This is a genomic window from Nocardia halotolerans, from assembly GCF_042650145.1.
Classification (GTDB): Bacteria; Actinomycetota; Actinomycetes; order Mycobacteriales; family Mycobacteriaceae; genus Nocardia; species Nocardia halotolerans.
This window is the reverse complement of the sequence record NZ_JBHSDL010000005.1, coordinates 178094-197621: the sequence shown is the minus strand read 5'-3', so window position 1 is coordinate 197621 and position 19528 is coordinate 178094. Positions and strand designations below refer to the sequence as shown.

The window sequence follows — 19528 nt, the reverse complement described above, 5'->3', positions numbered from 1 at the left end:
CGACGGACCATGACATCACAGCTCAGCGTGCCCCGACCACACGTCCGGTCTGTTTTGCGGCGTCAAGCACGACTCGCATCCGGAATTTGTGCGGATGGCACAATGTCACCGACGGTTTTTGGGCAACAGATGGAGCAAGCTCGTGGCGGCGTACGGATCTCTGGTGTGGGTCGGCCAGGCGATCGCTCCGATCACCGGCACCCTCACCGAAGACCTCATCCGGGTCACCGAACAGATGATCCCGGTACACGACATCGCCGCCGACCTCACCGAGATGCGCGCCGCCAGCATCGCCGAGAACATCGCCACCGTGCAGTACGTACTGGCCAACAACATCGACCCGGCCACCGTCAGCCCACCGCCCGGCGCCGCGGCCTACGCGCAACGCCTGGCCCGGCGCGGCGTGCCACTGACGGTGCTGCTGCGCGCCTACGGACTGGGCCAGTACCGACTGCTCGACGCGGCGATCGGCCTGATCCTGGCCACCCCGGGCCCCGAGCAAGGCGTCCGGATCGCCGAACTGCTCAAATTCGCCAGCAGCTACCTCGACCGTCTCAATTCCTCCATGGGACGGATCTACGAGGCCGAACGCGACCGCTGGCTCAGCAGCCGCCAGGCTGCCCGGCAGCAGTGGATCACGCGGCTGCTCGACAATGCCGACGTCGACGTGGCCGCCGCCGAAGAGGTGCTGGGCTACCGCCTCGACCGCACACACCTCGCCGCGGAGGTGTGGACCGCGCCGACCACCACCGGCGCCGACGCGGTCCGCGCACTCGAACAGACCCGGCAGCTGCTGTGCACCGTGATGCGAACCGGCGGAACCGAACTCGTGGCCGCCACCGGCGACCGCGCCCTGCGAATCTGGTTCCCCACCCGCACCGACCCACCGGACAGCCTCGCCACCCAGCTCGACACCGCCGGCCTGCCGGTGCGAGTGGCCCTCGGACCGGCAGGGGAAGGGCTGCCCGGTTTCCGCCGCTCAGCCCGTTGCGCAGCCCGCACCAAAACCCTGGCCCTGTCCGCCGGGCCCTGCGCACCCACCGTCGTCGACTACACCGCGGTCGCCCCCTTCGCCCTGCTGACCGACGACCCGGACGAACTCGCCGCCCTCGTGCACCGAGCCCTTGGCGCACTGGCCGGCGACGGAACCAAAAAGCAACTCCTGCGCCACACCCTGGACGTGTTCCTCGCCGAGGGCGCCAGCTACTCGCGCACCGCCCGCGTCCTCGACATTCACCGCAACACGGTTCAATACCGCATTCAGCAGGTCACCGGTCGTTACGGAATCGACTTGGACACAAACACTTTCGAACTCCGCTTCGCCCTGGGCGTGTGCCGCTGGTACCGGCACGTCCTAACCCGGACAATGTGAGTCCAGCCGGTTTGTGCGTACCGCACAGTTACACACAGTCGCCTCGCCGATCATTTCGCGGGCTTCGCCGGGCAGTCACGAAGGGAGCGATCACCCCGCCGAGCTGGGTCCTTTGCGGTGACTGGCGTGGAAGCGCGCCTTCTTCTGCCGATTCCCGCACGTGTTCATGTCACACCATCTGCGCGTGCGGCTTCGGCTCGTGTCGAAGAAGGCGGCCCGGCAGCTCGGCGATGCGCACAAGGCCAATCTGCCGTCTCGTTCTCCCGCGACGATGCTGATCGCGTCGGCCGCGATCACGCCCAGGGCGTCTTCTACACACGTCGGCGAGCTGAGTCGCCATTGCCGAGTGCTCTCAGGCGTCAGGACGGCCGCGGCGCGGCCCCGCATGCTGCAGTCATTGACGACTCGCACGGCAGACGTAGGGGGAGTGCCCCCGAGTGCGGCCGCGGTCGCGACGGCGTGAATCGCTTCCCTCAGCTCCTGGGCCCGCTCGAGCTGGCCGGCGGTACAGGAGTCCACGGCCAGGCCGTTCACCGCCAGCCAATCCACGAGCCGCCGCGGGGTGGGGATGCGCTCCACAGGTTCGCCCTGCCGCTCGGTCAGCGTTGCCGTGAAGCTGGTCGCCAGCACACTACCGAGGCGAAAGTCAGGAAACTCAGCACGCATGGAACCACCATAGCCGGTTGCCGCAACCGCGAGAGGCATGCTAGAACCGTCATAGCCGGTTCTCGTCGGGTTGTAGCCGGCTTCCGCGATGGCCAGGAGGTCTCATGTCCCGTCCAACCAGCGATGTTCAAGCATTCGTTGCCCACGCGCCCGACGCCGACCTCGACGAGCTACGCGCACGGTTGGCCGCCGCCCGGTTACCGGAAGCCGAAACGGTCCAACGCGCCGCACCCGACCCTCGCCGATGGGACCAGGGGGTGCCGCTGGCCGACCTCGTCGAGGTCGTGCACTACTGGCGCACCGAGTACAACTGGCGGTCGTTCGAGGAGCGCCTCAACCGGATCGGCCAGTTCCGCACAACCATCGACGATCTGGGAATCCACTTCCTGCACCGCCGATCCGCGCGCGCCGACGCCACCCCGCTGATCCTGACGCACGGCTGGCCGGGCAGCATCGCCGAGTTCATCGACGTGGTGGACGAACTCGCTGATCCCGACGACGCGGACGCACCGGCATTCCACGTCGTGGTTCCGTCGCTGCCGGGGTTCGGTTACAGCGACAAGCCGGCCACCACCGGATGGGGGACCGAGAAGATCGCGGCCGCCTGGGTGGAACTGATGGGAAGGCTCGGCTACGACGAGTTCGTGGCCCAGGGCGGCGACTGGGGCGGCAATATCACCACGGTCCTCGGTGGCAGGTTCCCGGCGCATGTCCTCGGTATCCACACCACCTTCGCCGAGGCACCGCCCGGATTGACAACGGACGGATTGACGGCGACCGAACGCCGGTGGACCGAGGAAACCCACGACTTCTGGCACCACCGCGCGGCATACGCGAAGCAACAGGCGACCCGGCCCCAGACGATCGGCTACGCACTCGTCGATTCACCGGTCGGACTCCTCGCCTGGATCCTCGACAAGTTCGCCGAGTGGTCCGACACCGAAGACAGCCCGTTCGAGACGATCTCCATCGACCGGATACTGGACAACGTCACCCTGTACTGGCTGACGAGGACCGGCGCGTCGGCGGCCCGCATCTACTACGAAAGCCACAACTCACTCGACCCGCAACTCCGTGTCGAGGTGCCCGCGGCGATCACGATGTATCCGCGCGACATCGAGAAGTACCCGCGCCCGTGGTCACAGGAGCGATACCGGCAGATCGTCCGATGGACCTCACCAGAATCCGGGGGACACTTCCCGTCGCTCGAGGTCCCCGAGTACTTCGTGAAGGACGTACAGGAGGGTCTCGCGGCAGTGCTGGCCACTGACCGGCCTACCCGTGCCTGACACAAACCGAGCCGAAAGAAATCTGCCGGGGGCGGGTGATACGAGATCGCTGGTGCACCCCGCATATTCGGCCGGATCAGCCGGAGCCGGCAGGCGTAGAATTGACAGCCCGAGGCGACAGGAGTCGACCATGTCCATACGCGCTGCCAGGCCGGTGATAGCCCGGACTGCCGTGATGGCTGTGGCCATCGGTGCCGCCACGGTCTTCGGCGGGGCCGGTCAAGCATTCGCCGACGTCGAACCCGGCACCTACACGTCCACGACGTGGTCCGCCGGCATCGTGCTCCTGCAACGCGACGCGCGCGTCGAGGGCGGGGAACTGGTCTTGATCGGGCGTTACCCAATACATTCGACGCCCGATGGTGGCTACGTGGACATATTTCCCGGCCACCGAGTCGTGTTGATCAGCGACGGGCAGGGTGGGTACAACGGTCCGGCATTTCTGGGTGGAGTGGTGGTCGGCTCCATCACGCTGACGCCACGCTGACCGATCCATCGCCGATCCTCATGTGATGCGGGGTAGGGGTTTCGCGCATCAATTGCCTGATGGTGCACGCACACAGCGGTTACTTGACATAATGTGCATTATCGGCGCGCGAGCCGGGGAGGTCGGGAGTGACCTCTGGGCTTGCTGGTGTGCTTGCGCAATTCTGAAAACGTAGCGGGTGCTCTGATGCCAGCAGCGAGAGTACGGCGGGCAATCATTCCGCGAGAAGTTGACAGCGCGTATGCCCTCTGCCGTCGCTTTGGGCGATACCGCGAGGCCCCCATCAAAGCGTCACTGTGACGAAATAATGGGTTGCGGCTTGTGCTGTTCCCACCGGCAGGTGATCTCCCGGTGGGTGGTCACTCCCCCATAACGCGTGCGCGAGAACTCCTAGCGTACTCAGCACAGCGGATGGAGTGGGAATGAGCACACACAAGGTGACGCCCGTCGATGCGGGAGAAGTCGACCATATCGACTACGAAACCGACGTTCTGATTGTCGGCTACGGGTGTGCGGGTGCGGCCGCGGCGCTCGAGGCGACGGCGGCCGGGGCCGAGGTGATCGTCTTGGAGAAGCTGGGCGGTGGCGGCGGGTCCTCCGCACTATCGGGCGGAGAGATGTACCTTGGCGGCGGCACCGAGGTACAGCGGGCATGCGGTTTCGAGGACACCCCGGGTGACATGGAAGCGTTCCTGCTGGCCGCGCTCGGACCGAATGCCGATCAGGAGAAGATCGGCCTCTACAGCCGGCACAGCGCCCGACACTACCAGTGGCTCGTCGACCACGGCGTCCCGTTCAAGCCCTCACTGTGGGACTCCCCCACCTGGGTTCCGCCCACCGATGACGGTCTCATGTGGATGGGCGAAAAGGCTTGGCCCTTCGCTGATCTCGCACAGCCGTCGCCACGGGGACACCGGGTCACCTCCGACGGTTTCGGTGGGAAAGTGCTGATGCAGAAGCTGTTCGAGGCTGTGAACGCTACCCCGGTCGCGGTGCACACCGACACCAACGCAGTCCGGCTCGTCACCGAAGCCGGCCGCGTGGTGGGTGTTGTCGCCAAGCAGTACGGACGCCATTACACCTACCGCGCTCGTAGTGGTGTCGTCCTGACCACGGGCGGGTTCGCCGACAATGCCGCGATGGTGGCTCAGCACGCACCGCAACTGGTCGGGCTCGGCGTGAACAGTGACGGTGGTGACGACGGGCGCGGCATCGTGATGGCGCAGGCCGCGGGTGCCGCGGTCCGGCACATGTCCGCCGCGCAGGTCGGCATATCGCTGATCCCAGGGATGATGGTGCGCGGGATGATCGTCGACGCCGCCGGCAGGCGCTTCATCAACGAAGACGTCTACCCCGGGCTCGTCGGCCAGGCAGCCTTGTTCAAGCACGGGCTGAAGGTGTGGGTGATCCTGGACGAACAAGCCTACGAGGAAGTGCCCGAGAACGAACGGTGGGGCGTGCAACCACATTTTGTGGCCGAGACCCTCGACGACCTCGAACAGCAGATCGGCATGCCACCAGGCGCGCTGCAGACGACGGTCAACGAATACAACCGCCACGCGGCGGATGGGCAGGATCCCTACTTTCACAAGTCGGCGCAGTGGTTGCGTCCGTTGCGCTCCCCCTTCGCGGCGATCGATGTCCAGCGTGGCATCGTCCCACCCGAGTACGGCGAAGCAGGCCGCGGCGGAGCGGAGGTCTTCACCATCGGCGGACTGCACACCACCATCGACGGCCACGTGCTCGACTTGGACGGCGAACCGATCCCGGGCCTGTTCGCCGCGGGCAGAGCCAGTTCCGGCCTGCACTCGTGGGGCTATATCAGCGGCACATCCCTCGGTGACGGCACCTTCTTCGGCCGCCGCGCCGGCGTCGCCGCCGCCCAGTCCACTTCGTCCTGAAGGGGTCCCGCCATGGCGGTCATCGACCCCGTCAACACGTGGGCGCCGCGCAGATCGGTATTTCCGTTGACGATCCAGTCGCGGATCAGCGGACCGGCCGGCGCTGGCGGCGGGTTCGCCGCGCACGGCAGGTAGCGCATGCTGTGCTCGCGGGGCGTGCGATCTCAGGTCAATAGCCGGGTCAGGCCGCCGGCCAGGTAGATCACCTGGTCGTCGAAGAATTGGTCCAGGTCGTCGGCACTGGGAACCGCGCCGCGGCGGTGGTTCCATTCGTCTGCTCTGCTCAGTGCCTGGAGGAAGACCATGAGCGCGGTCGCCCAGCGTTGTTCGAGCCGGTTCGGGTCGGTGTCGGGAAAGGTGCGCCGGACCTGGTGCAGCAGGATCGCGCGCAGATCCTGTTCGGCGGCGTCGAGTGCGGGATGGTTCTGTGCCGACATCTGGGCGACGATGTTGACCCAGCGCAGGCCGCGAGTGCGATGGCGGGACAACAGTTCCCGGTAGGGGCTGGTGACTGCGTCTACGAGCTCGTCGACGGTGGGCGCGTGCTCACGGTCCGCCAGCGTGCCCACGTTGGCGCGGATACGGTCGCGCACACCGGCTCCGAGGTCGAGCAGCACCGCGGCGAGCAGGTGGTCTTTCGTGCCGAAGTGGTAGTTGACCGAGGCGGGTCCGAGTCCGGCGGCGGCGTTGATCGCGCGGACCGAGACCGCGTCGACACCGTGGGTCGCGAAGAGTCGTTCGGCGGTCTTCAGCAAACGGGTGCGGGTGGCATTCCCTTGACGGTTGACCGCAGGGATGGTGGGGTTCGCGTCGGTGTCTGTCACAGCGGCTGCCACCGGCAGTGGGCGCGGATGCTCAGGCCGGATTCGTCGAACCAGCCGTTGGCCATGGCGTAGTCGAGCATGGCGGTGAAACGCTGTCGCCATGTCAGGTCGGAGCCGAAGTGGTCGCCGAGTTCGTCCTCGAGGCGCTGCGTGCTCAGCCATACCCGGGTGCCGTCGAACCGGCCCCAGCCATCGAGGACCTCGGGTAGCCGCACTGCCTGCGGCGTCGCGCGGACGAGCACCGACAGCGAGTCGAAGTCTGTGGACTCGGCCAGCGTGACCGGTGGCTTCCGCCGCGGATCGATGTCGAGAAACATGGTCTGGACTCCTCACGAATCGGCGCCGGTGGACCGCCGGAAGATTGGATCACCTGATCCGATCATCGACACCTGATCCTGTCGATGTCAACGCTGGGAGCCACAATCTCCACGGCGAATGAGTCGATCTCCCACTGAACGGGAGGACAACTTCTGGATCAGTTGATCCAAGTCGAAGCTGAGGGCAGCGCTGTGAGCCCGCTCACCGCACCGTTTCGATGAGGAGACGCATTATGTGGAGCCCCAGTTCAATCAGGTTCGGCGCCTTCCTGGCCCCGTATCACCCGCTCGATGCCGACCCGGCGCTGCAGCTACGTCGCGATATCGACCTGATGGAACACCTCGATCATCTCGGCTTCGACGAGGCATGGATGGGCGAGCACCATTCCACCGGTGCCGAGATCGTGCCCGCGCCGGACCTGTTCATCGCCGCTGCGGCCGAACGCACCCAGCGCATCCGTTTCGGTACCGGAGTGGTGTCGCTGCCCTACCATCACCCGTTGGTCACCGTTGACCGCATCACCCAACTCGATCTGCAGACGCGCGGCCGGGTCATCTTCGGCACGGGGCCGGGCAAGATCCCCCTCGACGCACACATGATGGGCATCGAGCCGTCCGATCAGCGCCGTCGCCAAGGCGAAGCGCTAGAGGCGGTCCTGCGGCTGCTTCGCGGCGATGTCGTCGACATGCAGACCGACTGGTTCACCTTGCGCGACGCACGGGCCCAGCTGCCCACCTATGACCCCGCGGGCATCGAGGTGGCCGCCGCCTCCACGATCTCACCGAACGGGTCGGTGCTGGCGGGCACGCACGGACTGTCGCTGCTGTCGCTGGCGGCGGGTTCACCGACCGGTTTCGCCGCGCTGGACCGCAATTGGGGTGTCTACGAGAAGGTCTGTGCCGAGCACGGCCGGCTCGCCGATCGGGCGAGCTGGCGATTGGTGACCCCGATGTTCCTGGCCGAGACGCGCGCCGAGGCCGAGCGTGCGGTCTCGCGGCGGATCGGGTCCATGGCGGCCTATGTCAACCGCCAGACCGGGCAGCGGCCGGACTGGGCGGCGACCCCCCTGGGCATCATCGAGCAGTGGCGCAACGACACGCTCGGCGAGTTCGGGCAGGCGGTCATCGGCACACCGGAGGAAGCCATCGTGCAGATCCAGCGGTTGATCGACAAGACCGGCGGTTTCGGCACCTTGCTGATCCTGCACGTGGACATGGCGGATTGGGAGGACACCAAACGCAGCTATGAACTGTTCGCCGCCGAGGTGGTGCCGCATTTCAAGAATCGCAATGCCGGCCGCCGGGCCAGCCTCCAGTTCGCCGAGGAGCACCGCGAGTTGCTGATCGGGCAGCTGGTCACCGCGATCACCAAGGCCAACACCGACTACTACGGCACCGATGCCGTGACGGGAGCATGACCATGCGCGCTGTGCGATTCTTCGATGGGGAATTCACCGTCGGCGATGTTGCGGAATTGCCCGCGACCGGGCCCGGCCAGGTTCGCATCGCGGTGGCCGCGTGTGGCATCTGCGGCAGCGACCTGTCGGTGTCCAAGGATGCCTGCCGGTTCGTCGAAGTCGCCCAGGCGGGTGGTTACCCGCTTGCCTCGTTCGACACCGGACGACCGGTGGTGCTCGGGCACGAGTACGCCGGGGTGGTCACCGAACTGGGCGCGGGCGTCACCGATTTCGCGGTGGGTGATCGGGTGGCGGGTGTCGGCCTGGCCACCGAGGCCGGCACCGGTGTCCCCACGATCATCGGCTACTCCAACACCTATCACGGGGCGTTCGGCGAGGCGATTGTCGTCGATGCCTTCTGGGTGCGCAAAGTTCCTCACGACCTGCGGCTCGATCATGCCACCCTCGCCGAGCCGCTGCATGTGGGTGAGATGCATGTCCAGCAGTCGGGGCTCACCAACGCGGACTCGGCGCTGGTGATCGGTTGTGGCACTATCGGTTTGGGTGCCATCATCGCGGCGAAGGCGCGCGGCGCGAAGACGGTGATCGCTTCGGAGCCCTCGCCCCGGCGCCGGGAACTGGCCGTGCTGATGGGTGCGGACATCGTCGTCGATCCCACCGTGCGTAACCCGATCGAGGTGTGGAATGCCCTGGTCGCCGACGGGAACTCGGTCGTGGGCGCGTCGACGAACGGAATCCTCATCGCCTACGAGTGCAGTGGGCGCGCCGGGCTCTTGAACGAGCTCACTCATCAGTTGCCGTTCAATTCACGCATCCAGGTGCTTGCCGCCGGCTTCGTGGCCGAGACCATCACGCCGGTCGTGCCCCAATTCCGGCGCATCGCGGTCAATTTCGGTCACGGGCCCTACCAGGACGCTTACGACATCACGCTGCGGCGTTTGGCGGATGGGTCGATCGACGCGGAAGCGATCATCACCGGGCGCGTCGACCTCGACGGTGTCGCTGACGCTTTCATGACCCTGCGCGCCCCTCAGGAACACGTGAAGATCATCGTCCGCCCTGGTCTCGCGGCGGACTGATTCCCGGGGGCGACGCCGCAGGCGCGGCCGGTCCCGTCCGTCGCAGGGCATCAACGACCGCGACGGCCTGGTCGAGCAAGTCGATTGGGCAACCCCAGTAGTCGTAGATGCCGCCGCGGGTGCGATTGCTGCCGCAGACCACGAAGACCCCGGTACCCAGCTCCGTTTTGAGGTGGGTGGCCAGCCAGCCGACGAAACCGCTGTTGTCCAGGTTCTCGGCGAAATGGAAGGAGAAGATTCCGAAGCGTTCGACGCCCTCGCGCTCCGGGTCGAGTGGGGCAAGGCGACTCCAGCTTTCCTGGTCCCTGACGACGGCGAGCGTCTCGCTGGTGAGCGCGGGCGGCTGATCGGCGGGAAACTCGTCGAAACTCCAGACGCCGTCGTGTACGACGAGATCAGCCTCGGCGATCACCCGGCGTAGCCGCTGTTCTGTCTGTTGCGCAGTCTCCATACTCACACCGACCATCAGCGAGCTCCTCGATCCGTGAATCGTGCTCCGACTCGGGAATGCGTACTCCCGGGTCGGAGCGTGGCCCCCTCCCGGGGCAACCACCGTCGCAACGCCCAAGCGGCCGCGGCTATTCCGGACTCAAATACTGATCAGTTGACCAGAAGTGGGCTCGCGCGGAGCGAGCGCCGACTACGTTTCCGATCATGCTCCAGATCTCTCCGTCGACAGGCGCTCGCGCCGGCCGCAGGACCGTTCTCGGTGTCGCGGCGTTCGTGCTCGCGTCGCTGGCTGTATCCGCACCGGTAGCCGCTGATCCGGCGACCGACAAAGTCGTCGTCATCGGCATCGACGGAACCTTGTGGTCGGAGGTGCTGGCCGCCGACGCTCCCGCGTTGCGCCGTCTGGCGGCCGAGGGCACACTCAGCCGCACCTCCATCGCGCCACATACCACCATGTCGTGTCCGTCTTGGGCCACCGCGCTGACCGGGGTCTGGGACAGCAAACACGGAATCACCGACAACGGCTCCAGCTGCAACCCGGCGGTGTTCGACACCTACCCGACCGTGTTCACCCAGATCGAACGAGCTGCCCCGCAGCTGCGGACGGCATCGATCGGCACCTGGAACACCATCGGCATGATCGCAGGCGGCGGCAGTCCGAGCGCCGACCGAGTGGTCTCGACACAGCTGGACCCGAGCGGAGCCGGCGTGTGTGAAAGCGCCGCGGACACCACCGCCGCGACCCTGGTGGCCGAGGCGATCGAGGAGGACGGCCCGGATCTGGTGTTCACCCACCTCGATCAGGTCGACATCGCGGGTCACACCCTGCGCGGCACCTGGCCGCAGGCCTACCGCGATGCCATCACCCGAGTCGATGAACTCGTCGACGACATCACCTCGGCAGTCGATGCCAGGGCAGCCGCTCACCCCGGCGAACGGTGGACCGTTCTGGTGACCACCGATCACGGGCATCGACCGGACGGCGGTCATGGTGGCAGCAGCGACTACGAGAACGCCAGTTTCGTCATCGCCCGTGGACCCGGCTTCGCGCCCGGTCGTGAGTACAACGGCTACGCGCTGGCCGACATCACTCCGACCGTGCTGGACCTACTCGACCTTCCGGTCGCGCCGAACCTCGACGGGCTCAGCATGCGCGCCGGCGGCTCCGGCGATCCGGACGCGATCCCGGCGCGCACGCCGGTGGTCGACTCCCCGATCACCGGCTCCTCGTCGGGTTCGGCCGCGGCGGCGGCGGTGAACAACCCGCTGTGCGCCCTGGTGAGCGGTTCGGCGGGCACCGGCTCCGGCCGTTAGCGAATTCGCGACCCGGAGCACCGCTTCCACCATATTTCTAGAACACGTTATAGTCGCCGGGCGGTCATAATCCCCGCTCGGAAGGTGGTAGTGGTGCGGACTTGGGACGATGAAGCCGATGTCGTGGTGGTCGGGTACGGCGGTGCGGGGGTTTGCGCGGCATTGGCCGCTCGCGAAGGTGGTGCCGAGGTCCTCGCACTCGACCGGTACCTGGGTGGCGGGGCGACGGCGTTGTCCGGCGGCATCGTGTACGCGGGCGGCGGTACCTGGGTGCAGCGCGAAGCCGGGATCGATGACGATGCCGAGAACATGCTCGCCTATCTGGGAGCCGAGGTCGGCGACGCGGTGAGCGCGGCCACGCTGCGGCAGTTCTGCGAGCAGTCCCCCGCGCTGATCGACTGGCTGACCGAACACGGCGTGCCGTTCCAAGCGTCGGTGTGCCCGTACAAGACCTCCTACCCCACCGACGACTACTACCTGTACTTCTCGGGCAGTGAGAACTCCGGCGGCTTCCGGGATCTCGCGAAGCCGCGCCAGCGCGGCCACCGCGCCCACGGTCGCGGTGTGTCGGGCAAGGCGCTGTTCGGTCCGCTGGCGCGGTCGGCGGCTGCGCGTGGCGTGCGGGTCCGTACCGGGACCACGGCGACGCGGCTCGTGTTCGAGGGCGACCGGGTGGTCGGCATCGAGGCGCGCACCCTCGACGGTGCTCCGGCGGCGGTGCGTCGCCGCTTCGCCGCACTCGCGCGCATCTCGTCGAAACCGGGTGTGTACCACCAGGGTCTGCGCCGGGCGGTGCAGGCTCTGCTCGACCGGATCGAACGCAGGTACGCGGTGGCGGTGCGTATCCGGGCGCGCTCGGGCGTGGTGCTCACGACCGGTGGGTTCATCGCCAACGAGACGATGGTGGCCCGTCATGCCCCGGACTACCCGTGGTCGCAGGGTCTGCCGTTGGGAACCGCCGGTGACGACGGCAGCGGGATCAGCATGGCGTTGGACGCCGGTGCGGTCGCCGCCAAGATGGACGCGTTGTCGACGTGGCGTTTCATCGCACCACCCAGCGCGTTCTTCGGTGCGATCGCGGTGGATTCGCGGGGCCGGCGCATGATCGACGAATCCCGCTACGGCGCCGCGCTCGGGGCCGCCATCGCCACGGCTCCCGGTCATCGGGCGTGGCTGCTCGTGGACGCGGAGCTGGCCGCCGAAGCGCGCGGTCAGATCGGTGGGCAGTCGGTGTGGTTCCAGCGCATGCAGACCGAGCGGTTGCTGCGGATGGGGAGTTTCTCGGGCCGCACCGTCGAGGAGGTCGCTGCCCGCGCCGGCATCGACGCGGTGGGTCTGCGCGAGACCGTCGACGCGCACAACCGGGCCATCGAGCACGGCAGCCCTGATCCACTGGGCAAGCCGGACGAGATCCGTCGCCCGATCCGCACCGGGCCGTTCGCGCTGCTCGACATCTCGTTCACGGCGCGGCTCACCTACCCGATGCCGATGCTGACCCTGGGTGGTCTGCTCGTCGATGAGGAGACCGGGGCTGTGCGCGCCGAGGCGGGCGGGGTGATTCCGGGGCTCTACGCTGCCGGGCGCGCGGCGGTCGGGATCTGCTCGAACGGCTACGTGAGCGGTCTGTCGCTGGCCGACTGCGTCTTCGCCGGGCGACGTGCGGGCAGCAACGTGCTCGAGCATCTTCAGCGGAGCTGACCGGCGGCACTCCCCCGCCGCGTCCGCGACCCGGGTGAGATCCGGTCGCCCGACCCTGTCAGGAATTCCGTCGCTGTCTCGTTCAGGGTGCAAGCGAACCAGACAGGAGCGAATCATGAAGCATCGCATTGTTGTGCTCGGCGCCGGATACGCTGGAGCCTTCTCCGCGGGCTACCTTGCCCGCCGGCTCCATTCCGATGATTTCGAGATCACGGTGGTCAACGCAGAGAGCGATTTCGTCGAGCGGTTGCGGTTGCATCAGGTAGCGGCGGGGCGGGACCTCCCCCACCGGCCGTTGGCGGAGGTGTTCGCGGGCACCGGCGTCCGGTTGCGGGTGGCTCGGGTGACAGGTGTCGATGTGGAACAGCGCAGTGTCACGGTGGTCGACGGCAACGGGGCCGACCGGCTCGAGTACGACACTCTGCTCTACACCCTCGGTAGCACCGTCGCCGAGAACGGTGTTCCTGGTGTTGGTGAGCACGCCTTCCATGTGGCGGCACGACCGGCGGCGCTGCGGTTGCGTGCGCACCTGGCGGCACTGAATGCCGGTGACCGGGTACTGGTGGTGGGTGGCAACCTGACGGCGATCGAGGCCGCCACCGAGTTCGCCGAGGCCCGGCCCGACTTGCGGGTCGATCTGGTGACCAGTGGCGAACTGGGTGGTTGGCTGGGTGTCAAGGCTCGCCGCCATCTGCTGCGGGCCTTCGACCGGTTCGAGATCACCGTCCACGAGCACACGCGCATCACCGCAGTCGAGCCGGCGGCCGCGATCGCCGCGGACGGAACGGTTTTCGATGCCGACGCGACGGTGTGGGCAGCCGGGTTCGCCGTGCACCCGGTGGCGGCCGCGAGCGGTCTGGCGGTGGAACCGAACGGTCAGATCACGGTCGACTCGCAGATGCGGTCGGTGTCGCATCCGGATGTGTACGTGGCCGGTGACGCCGCGTTCGTGATCGGCGCGAACGGGCTGCCGTTGCCGATGTCGTGCGCGTCGGCCGGGCCGACCAGTAAGCAGGCGATCGCCGCGATCATCGGGGACCGGACCGGGCGCGAGATCAAGACGACTTCGTTGACCTATCTCGGCAACCACATCAGCCTGGGCCGCAAAGACGGCATCTTCCAGCTCGTCGACGGTGCGGCGCAGGCGAAGCCGGGCGCGTTGCGTGGTCGGGCGGCGGCGTGGGTGAAGTCGGCGATCATCGGTGTCGCCGCGTGGAGCGTGAGCCATCCGACGGTCGGGCAGGCCGGTCACAACTACCGGGCCGGCGTTGCCCGGGAGCGCGCGTCCGACGTGGCCGCCGGATAGAGTTTGCGCGCATGGACACTGCCACGGTGGCGCGTTTCGAGGCCGGCCGGCATCGGCTGACCTCGCTGGCTTACCGGTTGCTCGGTTCGGCGGCTGATGCCGAGGACACGGTGCAGGACGCGTTCTTGCGGTGGCAGGCTGCCGATCGGGACTATGTCGAGGTGCCCGAGGCGTGGCTGACGAAGGTCGTCACGAATCTGGCGCTGGACCGGTTGCGTTCGGCGCAGTTGCGCCGCGAGCGCGCGGTGGGTGCCTGGCTGCCCGAACCGCTGCTCGACGGCGATCCGATGCTGGGGCCGGCCGAAACCGTCGAGCAGCGTGAATCGGTGACCTTGGCGGTGCTGACGCTCATGGAGCGGCTGTCTCCGGTCGAGCGGGCCGTGTATGTGCTGCGTGAGGCCTTTGCCTACCCGCACACCGAAGTCGCCGAGATCCTCGACATCACCGAATCCGCGAGTCAGCAGCATTTGCACCGCGCCCGGCGTCGAATCGGCGCGGCGGGCCACCATGCCGGCACAGATCAGGCGGCGGCGCGACGGATCGTGGCGGCGTTCGTCGAGGCCGCGGCCTCGGGCCGGACCGAACGTCTGGTCGCTTTGCTGACCGATGACGCGACGGGGCTCTCGGACGGCGCCGGGCTCGCGGCGACGCTCATCCGGTACTCGACTCCGGAGCGGATCGCGAGCGCGATGCGCGCCGGTTTCACCCCGACTCCGGCCAAGCGCCGCCTCGCCGGTGGTTCGCCATCGATCTATGCGGGGGTGATCAACGGTTGCCCGGCGATGTTGGTCACGCTCGGCGACCGGGTCCGCGGTGTGGTGGTGCTGGAGATCCGGGACGACAAGATCTGCGGTGTGCGTGGCATCGCGTCGCCGGACCGGCTCGGTCGTCTCGGCGAGTGGTGGCGGCGGCAGGGGCACGGCGCTCCGCTGCGCGAATGGTGGTAGCCCCTCGCATGTGGTGATCCGGGTCACATGATGTCACGTTCTTCTTCGTCGCGGTGTCTTGTGCTCGAGCCCCACAGAGAGAAGGACACCATGGACAACACCATTGATGTGGTCGTGATCGGCGGCGGGTACGCCGGGGTGATGGCGGCCAATCGTGTGACACAGCATGCCGGTGTGCGGGTGACGGTGGTCAATCCGCGGTCGGTTTTCGTTCCGCGCCTGCGTCTGCACCAGTTGGTGGGCGGCACCCACGACGCGGTGGTCGACTACCCCGATGTCCTCGCCGACGGTGTGCGGTTGGTCGTCGATCACGCGACGCGGATCGATGCCGACGAGCGCCGGGTGATGCTGGCCGAGGGCACCAGCATCGGCTATGACTATCTGGTCTATGCGGTGGGTAGCGGCAGCGATGGGCCACGGGTGCCGGGCGCGGCCGAATTCGCTTATCCGATCGCGACTCTCGAGGCGGCGCAGCGGTTGCGGTCGGTGCTGTTCGATACGCCGATGTCGGCGGCGGTGACCGTCGTCGGGGGTGGGCCGACCGGCATCGAGACGGCCGCGGAGCTGGCCGAACAGGGTCGTACTGTGCGGTTGGTCTGCGGGGGTGCGCTCGGCCCGTACCTGCACCCGCACGCTCGGCGCACCGCCCGCAAGTATCTGGCGCGGGCGGGGGTCGAGGTGCTCGAAGATGTCGGGGTGGAGGCGGTGTCGCGCGAGGCCGTGCGACTGAGTGACGGGCGCTCGGTGGCGAGTCGGGTCACCGTGTGGGCGGCGGGTTTCGGTGTGCCCGGTTTGGCCGCCGAGAGCGGGTTGCGCACCGATTCGGTGGGCCGTCTGCTCAGTGACGAAACGTTGACCTGTGTCGATGACGAACGCATTGTGGCGGCGGGTGATTCGTCGGCTCCGTCGGATCTACCGTTCCGGATGAGCGCTTACGCGGCGAGTTGCCTGGGCGCCCATGCCGCCGACACGGTGCTGCACCGGATCGCGGGGACCTCGCCGGCGCCGATCGACCTGTCGTTCCCGGCGATGTGCATCAGTTTCGGCCGGCAAGCGGGGATCTTCCAGCTCGGTCACAAGGACGATACGGCGATGCGGGTCTATTTCCGTGGCCTCGTGGGCCGGAAACTCAAGGAGTTCTCCTGCGCGGCCAGTGTGAAGCACCTGGTCACCGAGGCGCGTAAGCCCGGTTCGCATTCCTGGCCCCGCGACGGCAAGCACCGCCCGCAGCTGCTGCGGGCCCAGCGCGGTGAGGTGCCGCAGCGGACTCGGTGAACGCGAGGTGGGTCGCAGCCCTCCCCCACCTGTGGCAGGGGAGGGCTGCGGGTCAGGTGTAGAGCTCGTCGATGTCGGTGGCGTACTTGTCCGTGACCGCGGCGCGGCGCAGGGACATCTTCGGGGTCAGTTCACCGGTGGCTTCGGTCCAGTCGGCTGCCAGGATGCGGGTCTTCTTGACGGCTTCGGCGTGCGAGACCAGTTTGTTGGTGTCGGCGACCGCGGCGTCGATCTCGGCGATGAGGTCGGGGTTGTCGATGAGTTTTTCGATGGGGGTGTCGGCGGGCAGGTCGTGTTGCGCGGTCCAGGCCGGCAGGGCTTCGCGGTCGAGGGTGATGAGGGCGGCGACGAAGGGGCGGGAATCGCCCACGACCATGGCTTGGCCGATCAGCGGGTGTGCGCGCAGCGAGTCCTCGAGGAGGCCGGGGGCGACGTTCTTGCCGCCCGCGGTGACGAGGATTTCCTTCTTGCGCCCGGTGATGGTGAGGTAGCCGTCGCTGTCGATGGCGCCGAGGTCGCCGGTGCGGAACCAGCCGTCGGTGTGCGCGTCCGCGGTGGCTTCGGGGTTGTGCCAGTATTCGCTGAAGACGACGGGGCCGCGCAACAGCAGTTCGCCGTCGTCGGCGATCTTGATCGCGTGGCCTTCGATGGGGCGCCCGACGGTGCCGACCCGGGTGTGGGCGGGGGTGTTCACGGTGATGGCCGCGGTGGTCTCGGTGAGTCCGTAGCCCTCGTAGACGGGGATGCCCGCGCCGCGGAAGAAGTGGCCCAGGCGCGCGCCCAGCGGTCCCCCGCCGGATACCGCGGCCGCGCACTGTCCGCCGAGCGCTCCGCGCAACTGCCGGTACACCAGCTTGTCGAACACGGCGTGTTCGAGTTTGCGCAGCAGTCCGGGTCCGCCGGTGTCGAGTGCTTCGCTCCAGGCGATGGCGGTGTCGGTGGCGCGGTCGAAGATTCGTCCTTTGCCCGCGGCGTGTGCTTTCTGCTTCGCGCCGTTGAAGACCTTTTCGAATACGCGTGGCACCGCGAGGATGAAGTCGGGTGAGAAGCTGCCGAATCGGTCGAGGAGGGTGGACCAGTCGGAGCTGAAGGCGACGACCACTTTGGCGTCGAGGGCGGCGAGGGTGACCGCGCGCGCGAAGACGTGCGCGAGCGGCAGGAACATCAGTGTCTTGTTGCCTTCGGTGACGAAATCGCCGAGGGCGATGCGGTCGGATTTCGATTCCGCGTAGAGGTTGGCGTGGGTGAGCAGTACGCCTTTGGGGCGGCCGGTGGTGCCGGAGGTGTAGATCAGGGTGGCCGGTGTGTGCGCGCCGACTTGGCCGCGGCGGGTGTGGACGACGTGGTCGTCGAGGTCGGCGCCGCGGGAGGTGAGTTCGGCGATGGCGCCCTGGTCGATCTGGAGTGTTTCGCGCAGTTCGGGCAGGGCGTCGGTGCCGATTTCGTCGATGACGCGGCGGTGTTTGCCGGCTTCGACGACGAGCAGCCGGGTCGCGGAGTCCTGCAGGATCCATTTCGCCTGTTCGGCGGCGGAGCTGTCGTAGATGGCGACGGTGCAGCCGCCCGCGGCCCAGATGGCGTGGTCGAGGACCACCCATTCGTAGCGGGTGGCGGACATGATGGCGACGCGGTCGCCGGGTTCGATGCCCGAGGCGATGAGGCCCTTGGCGACGGCGGTGACGGTTTTCGCGAATTCGGCGGCGGTGACCTCGACCGTTCCCCCGGTGTCGGTGTCGACGTTGTACAGCACCGTGTCCGGGGTGTGCTCGGCATGGCGGAACACGCTGTCGGAGTTGTTGGCGTGTTCTGGAACGGTGTAGGAAGCCGGGGTTTCGAACTGGCGCATCAGTGCCCTTCCACGTGGGTGTGTGTCCGCTACTGCGCGGGTGCGGGTTCTTGTCTGGGGCGAGGCAGGCCGCGCAGATCATAGGTGTGGGTGGCGACGGCGCCGAGGATCAGGCCGATCGCCAGGCCGAGCAGTGTCATCCACAGTCCTTGGCGCATCCCGGCTTCGAGGTGGCCGTCGAAGAACAGGATGGCGCGCACGGCCAGGTAGATCTGGTGCATGGGCTCGAAGGTGGCCAGGTCGGCGATCCAGCGGGGGGTCGCCTCCAGCGGGATGGTGCCCGAGGACGACGGGATGCCGAGGACGACGAACACTATGAGGTTGATCATCAGGCCGGCGGTGCCGAAGGCGGCCATCACCGACAGTCCCGTGATGGCGATGGCGGCGATGGCCAGGGTGCCGTAGAGGAACAGTAGCAGCGGTCGTTCGATCGACATGTCGAGCGCGGCGCCGACAGCGAGGAACACCGCTGATGCCAGGGGTGCGCTGATGGTGGCGATGGCCCATTTGATGAGCAGGGTGCGCCGGCGGCTGATCCGGGCGGGCACGATCTTCTTGTGCCACGGCCCGTACTCGGCGGGCACGAATCCGAGGGATCCGTCGACGAGGGAGTTGATCATCATCGCGCCGCTGAAGCCGACGATCAGCAGGACGAGGGTGTAGAAGAACGCGGCCAGGCCTTGGCCGGTGCCTTCGGGCAGCGGGTGGTAGGCGGTGACGACGACGTCGATGGGTTCGGCGAGTTGTAGCCGGGCGGCGCCGGTGAGCGGTGTGGTGCCGGCGGCGTCGCGGACCTGCTGGGTGAGTTGGGTGCCGACGGTGGTGTTGACCTGCGTCATCGCCTGATCGGCGATGGTCTGCATGATCTGGGCGGCGAGGGTGCCCGCGCGCGGGTTGGTGAGCACGGTGATGATCGGTTGTTCGATCTCGCCGGGCACGATGGCGGCGGCGCCGAGGATGGCGACGCGTTTGGTGAAGTCGCCGGGGATGACGATGGCGCCGTAGACCTCGCCGTTCTGCAGCTGCTGCTGGGCCTGGTTGAGGCCGAGCGAGCGCAGGTCGATCTTGTCGGCGGGGATGTTGTCGTGCAGGGCGGTGGTGATCTGGTCGCCGAGGTTGGCCGGTGTGCCGTCGAGGGTGTCGCCGACGTCCTGGTTGACCACCGCGATGGGGAAGTCGTGCAGGTGTTTCTCGGGGTCGGCGGTGTAGCCGAGGTACATGATTCCCAGGAGCGCGGCCAGCACGGTGACCAGCGTGATCGGTGCGAACCATTCGCGGATCGGCATGCTGCGCGTGGGCGCGGTGTTGTCAGTCATGGCCATGTCAATGTAGTCACCGA

The 19528-nt window shown here is 67.5% G+C and carries 17 protein-coding genes; 11 read left to right on the top strand and 6 right to left on the bottom strand.

All coding sequences use genetic code 11. The annotated features are described in order from the left end of the window. Positions 1-142 precede the first annotated feature (142 nt). The gene (locus ACFO5K_RS05105) at positions 143-1372 is read left to right on the top strand and encodes a PucR family transcriptional regulator (RefSeq protein ID WP_378556422.1); all 1230 of its coding nucleotides are present in this window, start codon (positions 143-145) and stop codon (positions 1370-1372) included. Positions 1373-1462: 90 nt separating this feature from the next. Here ACFO5K_RS05105 and ACFO5K_RS05100 read toward each other — a convergent pair whose 3' ends face one another. Continuing rightward, positions 1463-2038 carry a CGNR zinc finger domain-containing protein gene (locus tag ACFO5K_RS05100; protein ID WP_378556412.1) on the bottom strand — a complete coding sequence of 192 codons (576 nt, stop codon included), beginning with the start codon at positions 2036-2038 and terminating at the stop codon, positions 1463-1465. A gap of 104 nt (positions 2039-2142) precedes the next feature. Here ACFO5K_RS05100 and ACFO5K_RS05095 point away from each other — a divergent pair, with 104 nt between their 5' ends. The 3 genes from ACFO5K_RS05095 (at position 2143) to ACFO5K_RS05085 (ending at position 5715) form a co-directional block, all read left to right on the top strand. Then, positions 2143-3327, top strand: coding sequence for an epoxide hydrolase family protein (locus ACFO5K_RS05095; RefSeq protein ID WP_378556409.1), 1185 nt, complete (start codon positions 2143-2145; stop codon positions 3325-3327). 130 nt (positions 3328-3457) lie between these two features. Beyond that, a complete protein-coding gene (locus ACFO5K_RS05090) occupies positions 3458-3814 on the top strand; it encodes a hypothetical protein (RefSeq protein ID WP_378556406.1) in 357 nt (118 codons plus the stop codon). A 422-nt stretch (positions 3815-4236) separates the two neighbouring features. Further along, the gene (locus tag ACFO5K_RS05085; protein WP_378556403.1) at positions 4237-5715 is read left to right on the top strand and encodes an FAD-dependent oxidoreductase; all 1479 of its coding nucleotides are present in this window, start codon (positions 4237-4239) and stop codon (positions 5713-5715) included. 164 nt (positions 5716-5879) lie between these two features. Here ACFO5K_RS05085 and ACFO5K_RS05080 read toward each other — a convergent pair whose 3' ends face one another. Both ACFO5K_RS05080 and ACFO5K_RS05075 read right to left on the bottom strand, forming a co-directional pair. Then, entirely contained in the window at positions 5880-6539 is a 660-nt protein-coding gene (locus ACFO5K_RS05080) for a TetR/AcrR family transcriptional regulator (RefSeq protein WP_378556400.1), read from the bottom strand. After that, entirely contained in the window at positions 6536-6856 is a 321-nt protein-coding gene (locus ACFO5K_RS05075; protein ID WP_378556397.1) for a hypothetical protein, read from the bottom strand. The genes ACFO5K_RS05080 and ACFO5K_RS05075 overlap by 4 nt, the downstream gene beginning before the upstream one ends. Positions 6857-7089: 233 nt before the next feature. Between ACFO5K_RS05075 and ACFO5K_RS05070 the strand changes: the two genes are divergently transcribed. Continuing rightward, the gene (locus ACFO5K_RS05070; protein WP_378556394.1) at positions 7090-8274 is read left to right on the top strand and encodes an LLM class flavin-dependent oxidoreductase; all 1185 of its coding nucleotides are present in this window, start codon (positions 7090-7092) and stop codon (positions 8272-8274) included. A 2-nt stretch (positions 8275-8276) separates the two neighbouring features. Further along, a complete protein-coding gene (locus tag ACFO5K_RS05065) occupies positions 8277-9353 on the top strand; it encodes an alcohol dehydrogenase catalytic domain-containing protein (RefSeq protein WP_378556391.1) in 1077 nt (358 codons plus the stop codon). Here the strand turns inward: ACFO5K_RS05065 and ACFO5K_RS05060 are convergent. Next, positions 9322-9819 (bottom strand): DUF6196 family protein, encoded by a 498-nt coding sequence (locus ACFO5K_RS05060; protein WP_378556388.1) that lies wholly within the window; start codon positions 9817-9819, stop codon positions 9322-9324. The two genes, ACFO5K_RS05065 and ACFO5K_RS05060, sit on opposite strands and share 32 nt — an antisense overlap. Before the next feature lie 188 nt (positions 9820-10007). Between ACFO5K_RS05060 and ACFO5K_RS05055 the strand changes: the two genes are divergently transcribed. From ACFO5K_RS05055 to ACFO5K_RS05035, 5 genes are all read left to right on the top strand, one after another. Then, positions 10008-11117, top strand: a complete 1110-nt coding sequence (locus ACFO5K_RS05055; protein WP_378556385.1) for an alkaline phosphatase family protein — start codon at positions 10008-10010, stop codon at positions 11115-11117. Between the two features lie 90 nt (positions 11118-11207). Further along, entirely contained in the window at positions 11208-12815 is a 1608-nt protein-coding gene (locus ACFO5K_RS05050) for an FAD-binding protein (RefSeq protein WP_449289678.1), read from the top strand. A 115-nt stretch (positions 12816-12930) separates the two neighbouring features. Then, positions 12931-14121 (top strand): NAD(P)/FAD-dependent oxidoreductase, encoded by a 1191-nt coding sequence (locus ACFO5K_RS05045; RefSeq protein WP_378556379.1) that lies wholly within the window; start codon positions 12931-12933, stop codon positions 14119-14121. Positions 14122-14132: 11 nt separating this feature from the next. Next, positions 14133-15068 carry a sigma-70 family RNA polymerase sigma factor gene (locus ACFO5K_RS05040; RefSeq protein ID WP_378556376.1) on the top strand — a complete coding sequence of 312 codons (936 nt, stop codon included), beginning with the start codon at positions 14133-14135 and terminating at the stop codon, positions 15066-15068. A gap of 90 nt (positions 15069-15158) precedes the next feature. Next, positions 15159-16343: an NAD(P)/FAD-dependent oxidoreductase gene (locus ACFO5K_RS05035; protein ID WP_378556373.1), complete on the top strand. Its 1185-nt coding sequence runs from the start codon at positions 15159-15161 to the stop codon at positions 16341-16343. Between the two features lie 52 nt (positions 16344-16395). Here ACFO5K_RS05035 and ACFO5K_RS05030 read toward each other — a convergent pair whose 3' ends face one another. Continuing rightward, complete coding sequence (locus ACFO5K_RS05030; protein WP_378556370.1) at positions 16396-18189, bottom strand: AMP-dependent synthetase/ligase; 1794 nt, start codon at positions 18187-18189, stop codon at positions 16396-16398. Between the two features lie 29 nt (positions 18190-18218). Next, the gene (locus ACFO5K_RS05025; RefSeq protein ID WP_378556367.1) at positions 18219-19505 is read right to left on the bottom strand and encodes a YhgE/Pip domain-containing protein; all 1287 of its coding nucleotides are present in this window, start codon (positions 19503-19505) and stop codon (positions 18219-18221) included. Positions 19506-19528 lie beyond the last annotated feature (23 nt).

Coding starts and splice junctions, on each gene's coding strand:
- ACFO5K_RS05100 (WP_378556412.1), bottom strand. CDS start 2,038: ATGCGTGCTGAGTTTCCTGACTTTCGCCTCGGTAGTGTGCTGGCGACC.
- ACFO5K_RS05095 (WP_378556409.1), top strand. CDS start 2,143: ATGTCCCGTCCAACCAGCGATGTTCAAGCATTCGTTGCCCACGCGCCC.
- ACFO5K_RS05090 (WP_378556406.1), top strand. CDS start 3,458: ATGTCCATACGCGCTGCCAGGCCGGTGATAGCCCGGACTGCCGTGATG.
- ACFO5K_RS05085 (WP_378556403.1), top strand. CDS start 4,237: ATGAGCACACACAAGGTGACGCCCGTCGATGCGGGAGAAGTCGACCAT.
- ACFO5K_RS05075 (WP_378556397.1), bottom strand. CDS start 6,856: ATGTTTCTCGACATCGATCCGCGGCGGAAGCCACCGGTCACGCTGGCC.
- ACFO5K_RS05070 (WP_378556394.1), top strand. CDS start 7,090: ATGTGGAGCCCCAGTTCAATCAGGTTCGGCGCCTTCCTGGCCCCGTAT.
- ACFO5K_RS05065 (WP_378556391.1), top strand. CDS start 8,277: ATGCGCGCTGTGCGATTCTTCGATGGGGAATTCACCGTCGGCGATGTT.
- ACFO5K_RS05060 (WP_378556388.1), bottom strand. CDS start 9,819: ATGGTCGGTGTGAGTATGGAGACTGCGCAACAGACAGAACAGCGGCTA.
- ACFO5K_RS05055 (WP_378556385.1), top strand. CDS start 10,008: ATGCTCCAGATCTCTCCGTCGACAGGCGCTCGCGCCGGCCGCAGGACC.
- ACFO5K_RS05045 (WP_378556379.1), top strand. CDS start 12,931: ATGAAGCATCGCATTGTTGTGCTCGGCGCCGGATACGCTGGAGCCTTC.
- ACFO5K_RS05040 (WP_378556376.1), top strand. CDS start 14,133: ATGGACACTGCCACGGTGGCGCGTTTCGAGGCCGGCCGGCATCGGCTG.
- ACFO5K_RS05035 (WP_378556373.1), top strand. CDS start 15,159: ATGGACAACACCATTGATGTGGTCGTGATCGGCGGCGGGTACGCCGGG.
- ACFO5K_RS05030 (WP_378556370.1), bottom strand. CDS start 18,189: ATGCGCCAGTTCGAAACCCCGGCTTCCTACACCGTTCCAGAACACGCC.
- ACFO5K_RS05025 (WP_378556367.1), bottom strand. CDS start 19,505: ATGACTGACAACACCGCGCCCACGCGCAGCATGCCGATCCGCGAATGG.